Consider the following 12,262-nt stretch of genomic DNA (forward strand, 5'->3'; position numbering starts at 1 on the left):
CCCATGCGAATTTCAACAACACAACCCGCGGCCGGCGGCCGGGGCGAACCCACGCGCGCGTGATCGAGAGGCACCCATGGCACTCACTATTACACCTCCTGATATCCACGAGCTGAAGCCCCGGATCACCGTGTTCGGCGTCGGCGGCGCGGGCGGCAACGCCGTCAACAACATGATCACGGCCGGACTGCAGGGCGTGGACTTCGTCGTCGCCAACACCGACGCGCAGGCGCTGACGATGTCGAAGGCCCAGCGCATCATCCAGATGGGCACGCAGGTGACCCAGGGCCTCGGCGCCGGTTCGCAGCCGGACGTTGGAGCTGCCGCCGCGCAGGAGGTGATCGACGAGATCCGCGATCATCTTTCGGGTGCCAACATGGTGTTCGTGACCGCCGGCATGGGCGGCGGAACGGGCACGGGTGCGGCTCCGGTCATCGCCAAGACCGCGCGCGAGATGAACATCCTCACCGTGGGTGTCGTGACCAAGCCGTTCCACTTCGAGGGCGCGCGCCGCATGCGCACGGCGGAGTCCGGCATCTCGGAGCTGCACAAGGTCGTCGACACGCTGCTGATCATCCCGAACCAGAACCTGTTCCGGGTCGCCAACGAGAAGACGACCTTCGCGGATGCGTTCGCGATGGCCGACCAGGTGCTCTATTCCGGCGTCGCCTGCATTACCGACCTGATGGTCAAGGAAGGCCTGATCAATCTCGACTTCGCCGACGTGAGAGCGGTGATGAGAGAAATGGGCAAGGCGATGATGGGCACCGGCGAAGCTTCCGGCGACAAGCGCGCGCTGACCGCCGCCGAAGCTGCGATCGCCAATCCGCTGATCGACGATTCCTCGATGAAGGGCGCCCGCGGCCTCCTGATCTCGATCACCGGCGGCAAGGACCTCACCCTGTTCGAGGTCGACGAAGCCGCGACCCGTATCCGCGAAGAGGTCGACCAGGACGCCAACATCATCGTCGGCGCCACCTTCGACGAATCGCTCGACGGCCTGATCCGGGTATCGGTGGTCGCGACCGGCATCGAGCAGGCGCAGTTCAACCGGAACGTCACGACGACTGCACAGCCGGCGGCGGCTGTCGCTCCGATTGCCGCCGCCCCGACCGCTCATGCGGGCCTTCCCGAAAGCCGTCTTGCCGACCTGACCGCGCGCCTGCGCGCCGACAATCAGCGGCTGGCGGAACGTGCCGCCAAGCTCGAACAGCAGGCGTCTCAGGCCCCGGCAGCTCCGATGCCGGCGCCGATGGCTCCCGCGCCACGTCCGGCTCCGAATCTCGAGCGCGATACGCTGGCAGCCGTGGCCGCTGCGATGGCGAGCGAGCCTGCGCCGGCTCCGGTGCAGCCGACCTCTTATGGGGATGTCACGGTGCGCCCGATCGCGCAGAAGCCGTCGCTCTTCCCCGAGCCCGAGGCGCAGCGCGCAGCTCCGATCGAGCCGGCTGCTCCGCCGGAGACGTTCATCCCGCAAGCTGCTGAGCGGGTTCCGACCCGGGCGCCGCGCATGCCCAAGTTCGAGGACCTTCCGATGCCGGCTCAGGCCGAGATCCGGCAGGCCAGGGGAGACGAAGGCGACGAGCATCCGCAGAAGACCCGCATGTCACTGCTGCAGCGTCTCGCCAATGTCGGCCTCGGCCGTCGCGACGAGGACAGCGAGCCGCCGATGTCGGTGCGCACCGCGGGGCCTGCGATGCCGCAGATGCCGCCGCTGCCGGAACGCAAGCCGCAGCGGAACGTTAACCAGCAGGTTGCGAGCCACGAATCGCCTGTCTCGGAATATGCCCGCCGCCCGGCGCCTCAGGGCCTGGACGTCCATGGCCGCCCTGCGCCTGTGTCGCCCGCGCCACAGGGCGACGACCATTTGGATATCCCGGCCTTCCTCCGCCGGCAGGCAACCTGAGAATTGTTACAGCCCGGATGGTGCTGAACAGGCCCGGCTCGCGAGAGCCGGGCCTTTTTGCTGGGCTTCAGCGAGTCGTTGTGGACTGTTCAACTAACTGATTTTAAATGATTAATTATTCTTTCGGTGTTTGGATGGGGAACGAGGAGGGTTAAGGCCACGTTCCAGTTTGGTTAAGGGTTGGCGCGAATACGGCAGAGATGGGGTAACAATCCGTAAAGAAGCGTGAGTTGGCGCTCTTGGGGGCTCTCGTTAAGTTCTGCCGTGACTTGGGGATGCCTGAAACTGAGTCGGTTCGCGAGGGCGGCCGGTAAAGGGTTCAGGCGGGGGTCTTGGGCGATCGTCGATGAAATTCAGCCGGCAAACAACGCTTCGTTCGCAAGCCACCGTCACCGGTGTAGGCGTCCACTCTGGTGCGCCGGTCAGCCTGACGATGGGTCCTGCGCCGATCGATGCGGGGATCGTGTTCCTTCGGACCGGCCTTGACGGCGCTGACCGCGAGGTCCAGGCCGCCTTCGGCTCGGTCATCGCTACCGAGCTCGCAACGGTACTTGGCGACCGTAACGGTCCGCTGGTCTCCACCGCCGAGCATGTTCTGGCCGCGCTGCGCGGCATGGGTGTCGATAATGCCCTGATCGAGGTCGACGGCCCCGAAGTTCCGATCATGGATGGCAGTGCCGCGCCGTTCGTGGCTGCGATCGACCAGGCCGGGATCGTCAATCAGTCGGCCCCGCGCCGTTACATTCAGGTGCTCAAGCCGGTCCAGGTGACCATGGGCGCCTCGATGGGTGAGCTGCGTCCCAACAGCTCCGGCTTCCGGGTCGAGGCTGAGATCGATTTCACCAACCCCGTGATCGGTCGCCAAGCCTACCATTTCGAGCTCAATCCGGAACGCTTCCGCCGTGAGATCGCCCGTGCCCGGACCTTCGGTTGCATGAGCGACGTGTCGCGGCTGTGGAGCGCCGGTTTCGCGCTGGGCTCCTCGTTCGACAACACCTTGGTGTTCGACGAGGACCGCTTGCTCAACCCGGAAGGTCTCCGCTACGCCGACGAATGCGCCCGCCACAAGGTGCTCGACGCGATCGGCGATCTTGCGCTGGCCGGCCTGCCGATGCTCGGAACCTACCGATCGGTTCGTGGCGGTCACAAGCTGAACCACGCCGTGCTGACCGCCCTGATGGCCGATCGCACCGCTTGGCGGGTCGTCGAGGGTGAGACCGTGCGTCGTCCCCGCGTGGCGGCAGAGGCCGTCGGCGGAATGGTGGGTGGCATGGTGGCTCCGGCCTACGGCCCGGACGTGTCCTGAGTCCAATTGGACTGAACCAGCTGCGAATCTTTCGGCTCGACGGTCGTGAATTGGCCGTTGCGGTCCGGAATTACATCGTTGGCGGGTAGCCGCGTCGATGTTCCCACGATATTTTCGTTAGCGATCATTGCCGAGCGCTCGCGCCTCGTCCGGGGTGGTGGCCGCTTCTGTAGCTTTTCCAACGGCTTTTGCTGGGGTAACCATGATGCGAGGCGGTAGCCTCGGTGTTGCCTTAATCCGGACGGATTGGCTGCCTATGCGATTGGTTGACGAAGTGTTTTCGGTTAGAGAGGCCGGGGCCGCGGGATGCGTGCCACCAGCGGGGCTCTTCCTTCGCGCTCATGAGACGATGTTCATGGTGCGCGGCGTAGATCAGATCACAGGCATCGGGTTCTAAAGAAGCATGTCGAACCAGCGTCTCACGCGCGAACTCCGTCACCCCACACTATCGGCCGGCCGCGCTCTGCGTCTGAGCGCCTCGCTGGCGCTGTTGGCGCTTCCGTTGGCCGGCTGCGGCACCGGCGGCCTCTGGGACAAGTTCATGGCGAAGGACGACACGTTCGTCGATGAGCCCGCGGACAAGCTCTACAATGAGGGCTTGTACCTCATGAACGAGAAGAAGGACGTGAAGAGCGCGACCAAGAAGTTCGAAGAGGTCGACCGCCAGCATCCTTATTCCGACTGGGCACGCAAATCGCTGCTGATGTCGGCCTATGCCTCCTATCAGGCGGCGGATTACGACGGCTGCATCGGCGCCGCGACCCGCTACGTCACCTTGCATCCCGGCAGCCCGGATGCCGCTTATGCGCAATACCTGATCGCCGCCTCGCATTACGACCAGATCCCGGACATCAGCCGCGACCAGGGCCGGACCGAGAAGGCGATCGCCGCCCTCGAAGAGGTGGTGCGCAAATATCCGACCTCCGAATATGCCACCAACGCCAAGGCCAAGATGGAGGGTGCCCGCGACCAGCTCGCCGGCAAGGAGATGGATGTCGGCCGCTACTACATGCAGAAGCGCGACTACACCGCGGCCATCAACCGCTTCAAGACGGTGGTCACGCAATACCAGACCACCCGGCATGTCGAAGAAGCGCTGTACCGGCTGACCGAGGCCTACATGACGATCGGCATCGTCGGCGAGGCGCAGACGGCCGCCGCCGTGCTCGGGCACAACTTCCCGGACAGCAAATGGTACAAGGACGCCTATAACCTCGTGAAGTCGGGCGGCGTCGAGCCCGAGGAGAACAAAGGGTCCTATATCTCGCGGGCATTCAAGAAGCTCGGCCTGGGCTGAGCTGTCCCTGAGACAGACGATCTTGATCTCGTTATGTTCTCAATTCTTGTTTTGTTCTCAAAATACTGATAGCGTGGAGTCGTTCGCTCAGGGGCTTTCCGCCCCCTTACGAAGGACTCTGGCTCCATGCTGGCGCGACTGTCGATCCGTGACATCGTCCTGATCGAACGACTCGATCTCGAGTTTTCCCAAGGGCTTGCGGTGCTGACCGGCGAGACCGGCGCCGGCAAGTCGATCCTGCTCGATGCCTTTGCGCTCGCTTTGGGAGGGCGCGGCGACGCCAGCCTGGTGCGCCATGGCGCCGACCAGGGGCAGGTCACGGCCGTGTTCGAGATCGGCAAGGACCATCCGGCCGCCAGGATTCTCTCCGCCAACGGCCTGGACGCCGATGGCGAAATGATCCTGCGCCGCGTCCAGTATGGCGACGGCCGCACCCGCGCCTTCATCAACGATCAGTCGGTGAGCGTGCAGACCCTGAAGGCGATCGGCGCCACCTTGGTCGAGATCCATGGCCAGCACGACGAGCGCGCGCTGGTCGATGCGGCCACTCACCGCCGTCTGCTGGATGCCTTCGCCGGGCTGGAACGCGATGTTGCCGCGGTCGAATCGCTCTGGGCGGCCCGCCGGACTGCGGTCACTGCGCTGGAACAGCATCGCGCGGGCATGGAGCGCGCCGCCCGCGAGGCCGATTATCTGCGGCATGCCTCGGACGAGCTGAAGACGCTGGCGCCGAAGGAGGGTGAGGAGACGCAGCTCGCCGCCCGGCGCACCGCGATGATGCAGGGCGAGAAGATCGCGGGCGATCTGCGTGACGCGCAGGATGCGGTCAGCGGCCACCAGTCGCCGATCGCAGCACTGGCCGCGGCGGTTCGCCGGCTGGAGCGGCGCGCGGTCAGCTCGCCGGCGCTGGTCGATCCGGCGGTGAAGGCGATCGATTCGGCGATCAATGCGCTCGAGGAGGCCGACCAGCATTTGACGGTGGCGCTTGCGGCCACCGATTTCGATCCGCTGGAGCTGGAGCGCATCGAGGAGCGGCTGTTCGCGCTGCGCGCCGCCGCGCGCAAATATTCGACGCCGGTCGGCGGGCTCGCCGCACTGGCTGCCAAATATGCTGCCGACGTGGTGATGATCGATGCCGGCGCCGAGCAGCTGAAGAAGCTGGAGGCGGCGGCGACGGCGGCGGATGCCCGCTATGCCGCGGCGGCGGCCAAGCTGTCGGCGGCGCGGACCAAGGCTGCGGAGAAGCTGAACCGGGCCGTCCATGCCGAGCTCGCCCCGCTCAAGCTCGAACGCGCCAAGTTCATGACCCAGGTCGACAGCGATGCGGAGGCGCCGGGGCCGGAGGGCATCGACCGGGTCGAGTTCTGGGTCCAGACCAACCCGGGCACGCGGCCGGGCCCGATGATGAAGGTCGCCTCGGGCGGCGAGCTGTCGCGGTTCCTGCTGGCGCTCAAGGTGGTGCTGTCCGACCGCGGCTCGGCGCCGACCCTGGTGTTCGACGAGATCGATACCGGCGTGGGCGGTGCGGTCGCCGACGCCATCGGCGCCCGGCTGGCGCGGCTCGCGCACGGGGTCCAGGTGATGGCCGTGACGCATGCGCCGCAGGTCGCCGCGCGGGCGGACCAGCATCTGCTGATCTCCAAGGATGCGCTCGATCGCGGCAAGCGCGTCGTCACCCGGGTCAATACGCTCGCCACCCTGCACCGCCGCGAAGAGATCGCGCGCATGCTGGCCGGTGCCGAAGTCACCGCCGAAGCCCGCGCCGCCGCCGACCGGCTGCTGGAGGCGGCGGCCGCATAAGTTGAGGGTTCGGGCCGAACGCTTTGGCTCCGGCGCGCGCATTGTGTAAACCGTCGTTTCGGGGCGGCCCTTGGGCCGCCCCCGGTTTGACGAGCAGACAGTCCGCAGCATGCCCAAGACAACCAAGCCCAAGAAACCCGTCGACGTCGCCGACCTCACCAAGGCCCAGGCCAAGGTGGAATGGAAGCGGCTGGCGATCGAGCTCGAGACCCACGACCGGCTCTATTATCAGGACGATCAGCCGAAGATATCCGACGCTGCCTATGACGAGCTGCGCCGTCGTTTCAACGCGATCGAGAAGCGGTTTCCGGAACTCGTCAGCAGCGAGTCTCCGTCGCAGAAGGTCGGCGCCGCGCCCTCGGGGCGCTTCAAGAAGGTGCGCCACGCGGTGCCGATGCTGTCGCTCGACAATGCCTTTGCCGAGGAGGATGTGCGCGACTTCGCCGGCCGCATCGCGCGCTTCCTCAAGCTCGCTGACGATCGCATCGACTTCTCGGCCGAGCCGAAGATCGACGGGCTGTCGATGTCGCTGCGCTACGAGCGCGGCGAGCTGGTCACGGCCGCGACGCGCGGCGACGGCGCCGAGGGCGAGGACGTCACCGCCAACATCCGCACCCTGAAGGACGTGCCGCACAAGCTGCACGGCCGCGACCTGCCGGACATTTGCGAAGTCCGCGGCGAAGTCTACATGACCAAGCAGGCCTTCCTCGCGCTGAACGAGCGCCAGAAGGAGGCCGGCGATACGGTCTTCGCCAACCCGCGCAACTCGGCCGCCGGCTCACTGCGCCAGAAGGACCCGACCATCACGGCCTCGCGTCCCCTGGGCTTCTTCGCCTATGCCTGGGGCGAGATGAGCGAGATGCCGGCCGAGACGCAGAGCGGCATGATCAAATGGTTCGAGCGCTGTGGCTTCACCACCAATCCGCTCACCAGGCTTTGCCACTCGGTGGAAGAGCTGATCGCGTTCCACCATCAGATCGAGGAGCAGCGCGCAGAGCTCGACTACGACATCGACGGCGTCGTCTACAAGGTCGACCGCATCGACTGGCAGGAGCGGCTCGGCTTCGTCTCACGCACGCCACGCTGGGGCATTGCGCACAAATTCCCGGCCGAGCGCGCCATGACCGTGCTCAAGGACATCGAGATCCAGGTCGGCCGCACCGGCTCGTTCACGCCGGTCGGCAAGCTGGAGCCGGTCGGCGTCGGCGGCGTCATCGTGCAGAACGTCACCCTGCATAATGAGGACTACATCAAGGGCATCGGCAACAAGGGCGAGGTCCTGCGCGAGGGCCGCGACATCCGGATCGGCGACACCGTCGTGATCCAGCGCGCCGGCGACGTGATCCCGCAGGTGGTCGACGTCGTCATCGACAAGCGGCCCGCTGATGCCGGCGAATTCAAGCTCCCGAAGACGTGCCCGTGCCCGTTGCACACCGATGTCGTGCGCGAGGAGATCGCGACCGGCGAGGAGGGTTCACGCGCCCGCTGCACCGGCGAGTTCGCCTGTCCGTTCCAGAAGATCCAGCATCTGCTCCTGTTCGTCTCGCGCCGCGCCTTCGACATCGACGGCTTGGGTGAGAAGCAGATCGAATTCTTCTTCGAGAAAGAATGGGTGCGGGAGCCAGCCGACATCTTCACGCTTGCCGCGCGCAACGCCAGGCTGAAGCTCGAAGAGATCGAGGGCTATGGCGAGACCTCGGTGCGCAATCTCTTCAACGCCATCGATGCCCGGCGCGAGATCGCGCTGGAGCGCTTCATCTACGCGCTCGGCATGCGCCATGTCGGCGAGACCACGGCGCTGGCGCTGGCGCGCGGCTATGGCTCGTGGGACGCTTTCCACGATGCCTGCCTGAAGGTTGCCAAAGGCGACGAGGAGGCGATCGCGGAGATGGACGCACTCGACCAGATCGGCGACACCGTGATCAAGAGCATCGCTGCCTATTTCGGTGAAGACCACAATCTCGGCATCGTCGAGCGGCTGACGAAAGAGGTGAAGATCCTCGATGCCGAGAAGCCGAAGCGCAATTCGCCGATCGCGACCAAGACGGTGGTGTTCACGGGCACGCTGGAAAAGATGACGCGCGACGAGGCCAAGGCGACCGCCGAGCGGCTCGGTGCGAAAGTGTCGGGTTCGGTATCGAAAAAGACGGACTACGTCGTCGCCGGTCCCGGCGCGGGCTCGAAGCTGAAGGACGCACAGAAGCACGGCGTCCAGGTGCTGACCGAGGACGAGTGGTTGCAGCTGATCGGGGAGTAGCAGGTCCCGCGGTGCTGTTTGCTGCGGACGCCGGTTGCAACATCCACGGCTGTCATCATCCGCGAAAGCGGATGATCCAGTATTCCAGAAGCCGTACTGATAGAGTCGATAGGCCTCGGCGTACTGGAACCCGCCTTCGCGGGTATGACACCGAGAGGCACGCGAGTGCGTACAATCCCTCACATCACCCCGGCTTCATCCTCCTCCGCCGTCTCGATCAGCTCCTTCGTCACCTTCATCTGCGTGCGCGGGACCAGGAAGATCATGCTGCAGGCGCAGGCCAGGGACAGCGTGAGCATCGCCGATGTCAGCGGCAGCGTGCTGCCGAAATGGCCGCCGAGCCAGGCGCCGAGCTGCGAGGTCAGCGCGCCCACGCCCATCTGCAGGAAGCCCATCGCGCCGGACGCGGTGCCGGCCGCGCCTGGCCGGACGCTGATGGCGCCGGCGGCGGAGTTCGCCATGACGGCCGCGTTGGCGAACATCAGCAGCATCTGCGTGCCGAACAGCACCGAAGGCACCTGGTTGAAGCCGAAGATGCTCCACGCGAAGTTCAGCGCCGCGCTCGTGAGCTGCAGCACCAGCCCGAACCAGATCAGCCTGTCGAGCGAATGACGCGGCGCGTAGCGCACGCAGAACAGGTTGCCGACGAAATACGCAAAGCCGGTGGTCGCGAACCAGGCGCCATATTCCGCCGAGGAGCGTCCCATCTGCACTTCGACGATGTAGGGGCCGCCGCCGGCAAAGGCGAAGATGATCTGCGACGCCAGCACCTGGCAGAGCATGTAGCCGAGGAAGGCGCGGCTCTTCACCAGCATGGCGATGTCGCGGCGGAAGCTCGCGCCTTCGACCCGGGCGGGGCGTGTCTCCGGCAGCGCCAGCGTCACCGCCGCAGCGATGGCAATCGACAAGGCCGCGACGACGTAGAAGATCGCGTGCCAGCCGAGCGCGATCTCGATCAGGCCGCCGGTCAGCGGCGACAGCATCTGCGCGATCATCATGACCGCGACGACCAGGCTGATCATCGCGCCGATGCGCTCCCGCGGGTAGAGATCGCGAATGATGGCGCGGCTGATCACCATGCCGCTGGCGCCGCCGAGCGCCTGGAAGAAGCGCGCCGCGATCAGCTGGGGCAGGGTGGCGGCGAAGATGCAACTGACGCTCGCGACGATCGACAGCGAGAGCCCTGCGAGCATCACGGGACGGCGGCCGAAACGGTCGGACAATGGGCCGAGCAGCAACTGCGAGATGGCGATGCCGGCCATGTAGAACGACACCGTCATCTGCACGACGGACGCGTCGCGGTCGAACGTGGTTGCCAGCATCGGCAGCGCCGGCACCAGCAGGTACAGTGAGATTGGCGCCAGCCCGGTCATCACGACGAGGAGGATCAGCACCATGCGGGAGGGAGTCTCGCGCTGTGGCGCGGCCACGAGCGGTCTACTGATCATTCCGTGCATGAGAGGCGTTGCTCAGGTCGTTGGCTCGGGTCATTGCCGACGCCTTCGACTGTAGCGACCTGCCGCGCCGCGGAAATGCCTGTTTCCGCATGCGGCCATACCGGGAGCGGGACAGTTGCAACCCGGATCAATCATCGCGCCGCCCGGCATTTCTCAGTGAGCATCCAGAGACGGTAAGGCTCGGGCGAGCCGATGGTGTAGTTCGTGGCATGAGCCGTAGGGTGGGCAAAGGCGCAGCCGCGCCGTCTCCTCATCCGAGATCGTGGTGGCGCCGTGCCCACCGTCCAGCCGATGAATTCCGTGATCGGCGGTGGGCGCGCTGCCGCCTTCGGCGGCCGCCTTGCCCACCCTACAGCTCTTCGCTTGACGGCTAGAGCGGCGCGGTCGCCTGGTCGAGCCAATGCTGGTCGCTCTCGTCGAGCGCAGCTCGGACCGCCTCTCTCACACGCGCGTGGTAAGCGTCGAGCCACGCCCACTCGTCGTGGCTCAGCATCGCGACGTCGATCAGGCGGCGGTCGATCGGCGCCAGGGTCAGCGCCTCGAAGCCGTTCATCGGCTTCTCCGCACCCGCGACGTCCTTCGCCACCACCAGCTCGAGGTTCTCGATGCGGATGCCGAAGGCGTCGGTCTTGTAGTAGCCGGGCTCGTTGGACAGGATCATGCCGCGCTTCAGCGGCGTCGTGCCGAGCTTGGAGATCCGCGCCGGCCCCTCGTGCACCGACAGATAGCTGCCGACGCCGTGACCGGTGCCATGCTCGAAATCGAGACCAGCCTGCCACAGGAACTGGCGCGCCAATGTATCGAGCTGCGCGCCGGTGGTGCCGTCCGGGAAGATCGCGCGCGCGATCGCAAGATGCCCGCGCAGCACGCGGGTGAAGCGGTCGCGCATCTCGTCGGTCGGCGCGCCCACGGCGATCGTGCGCGTCACGTCGGTGGTGCCGTCCTGATATTGCGCGCCCGAATCGATCAGCAGGAGATCGCCCGGCATGATGCGGCGGTTGCTCTTGCGGGTGACGCGATAATGCACGATGGCGCCGTTCGGGCCGGTGCCGGAGATGGTCGGGAACGACACGTCCTTGAGTGCGCCGGTGTCTCGGCGGAAGCTTTCAAGCGCTTCGACGGCATCGATCTCGGTCAGCGCCCCCTTCGGCGCCTCGCGATCGATGAAGGCAAGGAAGCGCGCCAGGGCCACGGCGTCGCGCCGGTGCGCGCGCCGCGTGCCTTCGATCTCGACCGCGTTCTTGGCCGCCTTGAGCAGGCTGACGGGATCGGCGCCGCGCACCGGCTTGCCGCCGGCGCCCTGGATCAGGCGCGTCAGGGCGTCGGCCGCCGTGGCGCTGTCGAGCGCGATCGCCGCGCCTGACTGGGCCAGCTGGGTCAGGCGCAAGGTCAGCGCGTCCGGCTCCGCGACTTCGGCGCTCTGTTCGAGATGATCGCGCGTGATGTTCGAGAGCTTGCGGGAATCGATGAAGATCGTCGGACGCCCGGTCTTCGGCACGACGGCATAGGACAACGGCAGCGGCGTGTGCGAGACGTCGCTGCCGCGGATGTTGAAGGTCCAGGCCACATTGTGCGAATCCGACAGCACCAGCGCCTCGACGCCGAGCCGCTCGATCTCCTGGCGGATGCGGGCGAGCTTGTCCGCCTCGATCTCGCCGGAGAGGTCCGCGCCATGGATCGATACGGCGCCGAGCGGCGGCAGCGGGCGCTCCGTCCAGATGCTGTCGATCGGATTGCCCTCGACCGGCACCAGCTCCGCGCCGGCCTTGGCGCAGGCGGCGGCGAGACGTTCGGCCGCGGCGGTCGTATGCAGCCAGGGATCGAAGCCGATGCGGTCGCCGCTCTGCAGATGGCGGGTCAGCCAGCTCTCCGGCGGCGGTTCGATCAGCGACTCCACCGTCCAGGCCTTGCCGTCGACCTGCTTGCCGGCCTGCAGCGTGTAACGGCCGTCGACGAAGATCGCGGCCGCCTGTGGCAGCACCATCGCGAGTCCCGCCGAGCCGGTGAAGCCGGTGAGCCATGCCAGGCGTTCGTCGGAAGGCGGCACATATTCGTTCTGCTGCTGGTCGGCGCGCGGCACGATGAAGCCCGTGAGCTTGCGCCGGGCGAGCTCTTCGCGGAGCGCGGCCAGTCGCGCCGTCAGCGCGACACCGGTTTCAGGTTCTTCGAACGTCTGGAACACAGCTTCGAACATCGTTCTCATACTTTAGAAGTGGGACTCGTTAAGCGGACAAATACT

7 protein-coding genes are annotated in these 12,262 nt (G+C 66.2%); 5 read left to right on the forward strand and 2 right to left on the reverse strand.

Annotation, left to right across the window (positions count from 1 at the left end):
• Window positions 1-76: 76 nt before the first annotated feature.
• The 5 genes from ftsZ (at window position 77) to ligA (ending at window position 8,566) form a co-directional block, all read left to right on the forward strand.
• Entirely contained in the window at window positions 77-1,906 is a 1,830-nt protein-coding gene (ftsZ, locus tag S58_RS09615; RefSeq protein WP_015665097.1) for a cell division protein FtsZ, read from the forward strand.
• A 346-nt stretch (window positions 1,907-2,252) separates the two neighbouring features.
• Window positions 2,253-3,212 carry a UDP-3-O-acyl-N-acetylglucosamine deacetylase gene (lpxC, locus tag S58_RS09620; RefSeq protein ID WP_015665098.1) on the forward strand — a complete coding sequence of 320 codons (960 nt, stop codon included), beginning with the start codon at window positions 2,253-2,255 and terminating at the stop codon, window positions 3,210-3,212.
• A gap of 403 nt (window positions 3,213-3,615) precedes the next feature.
• Window positions 3,616-4,509 (forward strand): outer membrane protein assembly factor BamD, encoded by an 894-nt coding sequence (locus S58_RS09630; RefSeq protein WP_015665099.1) that lies wholly within the window; start codon window positions 3,616-3,618, stop codon window positions 4,507-4,509.
• A gap of 126 nt (window positions 4,510-4,635) precedes the next feature.
• Window positions 4,636-6,309 carry a DNA repair protein RecN gene (recN, locus tag S58_RS09635; RefSeq protein WP_015665100.1) on the forward strand — a complete coding sequence of 558 codons (1,674 nt, stop codon included), beginning with the start codon at window positions 4,636-4,638 and terminating at the stop codon, window positions 6,307-6,309.
• 109 nt (window positions 6,310-6,418) lie between these two features.
• On the forward strand, window positions 6,419-8,566 hold the full coding sequence (gene ligA / locus S58_RS09640; RefSeq protein WP_015665101.1) for an NAD-dependent DNA ligase LigA: 2,148 nt from the start codon (window positions 6,419-6,421) through the stop codon (window positions 8,564-8,566).
• 179 nt (window positions 8,567-8,745) lie between these two features.
• On the opposite strand, the gene S58_RS09645 is transcribed toward ligA, so the two are convergent.
• Entirely contained in the window at window positions 8,746-10,023 is a 1,278-nt protein-coding gene (locus S58_RS09645; RefSeq protein ID WP_042339109.1) for a multidrug effflux MFS transporter, read from the reverse strand.
• 370 nt (window positions 10,024-10,393) lie between these two features.
• Complete coding sequence (locus S58_RS09650) at window positions 10,394-12,217, reverse strand: aminopeptidase P family protein (RefSeq protein ID WP_015665103.1); 1,824 nt, start codon at window positions 12,215-12,217, stop codon at window positions 10,394-10,396.
• Window positions 12,218-12,262: the final 45 nt, after the last annotated feature.

Source organism: Bradyrhizobium oligotrophicum S58, from assembly GCF_000344805.1.
Taxonomy (GTDB): domain Bacteria; phylum Pseudomonadota; class Alphaproteobacteria; order Rhizobiales; family Xanthobacteraceae; genus Bradyrhizobium; species Bradyrhizobium oligotrophicum.

What these genes read in the sequence shown, in the direction of transcription:
- ftsZ (WP_015665097.1), top strand. Translation starts at nt 77, where the DNA reads ATGGCACTCACTATTACACCTCCTGATATCCACGAGCTGAAGCCCCGG.
- lpxC (WP_015665098.1), top strand. Translation starts at nt 2,253, where the DNA reads ATGAAATTCAGCCGGCAAACAACGCTTCGTTCGCAAGCCACCGTCACC.
- S58_RS09630 (WP_015665099.1), top strand. Translation starts at nt 3,616, where the DNA reads ATGTCGAACCAGCGTCTCACGCGCGAACTCCGTCACCCCACACTATCG.
- recN (WP_015665100.1), top strand. Translation starts at nt 4,636, where the DNA reads ATGCTGGCGCGACTGTCGATCCGTGACATCGTCCTGATCGAACGACTC.
- ligA (WP_015665101.1), top strand. Translation starts at nt 6,419, where the DNA reads ATGCCCAAGACAACCAAGCCCAAGAAACCCGTCGACGTCGCCGACCTC.
- S58_RS09645 (WP_042339109.1), bottom strand. Translation starts at nt 10,023, where the DNA reads ATGCACGGAATGATCAGTAGACCGCTCGTGGCCGCGCCACAGCGCGAG.
- S58_RS09650 (WP_015665103.1), bottom strand. Translation starts at nt 12,217, where the DNA reads ATGTTCGAAGCTGTGTTCCAGACGTTCGAAGAACCTGAAACCGGTGTC.